This window comes from Burkholderia sp. Ac-20384 (assembly GCF_017104605.1).
GTDB lineage: Bacteria > Pseudomonadota > Gammaproteobacteria > Burkholderiales > Burkholderiaceae > Burkholderia > Burkholderia lata.
On record NZ_JAAGPE010000553.1, the window covers coordinates 1 to 458 of the forward strand.

Genomic DNA, 458 nt, shown 5'->3' on the forward strand with positions numbered 1-458 from the left:
TAAAAAAAAAAGATAATGAGAGGAATTCGGCAAATATAATTGAGATGAGTATTACACAACTAAAAAACCACATTGGCACTAACAAATACTTACTTGTTCTATCAGGTGTCGTTGATAGTTCTGTGGTTGCAGAACTGATTCATCGTGGTATCGGTGATCATGTGACTTGTTGTGTTGTGGACAATAGATGATTACGCTTCACTGCAGTGGATCCGGTGCATCAAATGTTTGCTGAAAACACTGGCAGTCGGTTGACTCGTGCGCATTGTGACGCGTGTTTTGTAACGGCACTTGCATGGTTGAGTGTTCCTGAAGAGATGCGTAATAGCATTGTCCGTGAGTTTAGCGAAGGTTTCTAGGAATAGTCTCTTAAGCTTGATGCCGTTCATTGCTTTGCTCAGGGCACAATTTATCCTGAGGTCTTCGAGTTAGCAGCCAGAAATCAAGTTTTTTTTTTT

At 40.8% G+C, this 458-nt stretch carries 1 pseudogene; it reads left to right on the forward strand.

Features of this window, described 5'->3' with window-relative positions:
* Positions 1–191 (forward strand): annotated as a pseudogene (locus G3O00_RS41560) (GMP synthase (glutamine-hydrolyzing)); the annotation flags it as partial.
* Positions 192–458: the final 267 nt, after the last annotated feature.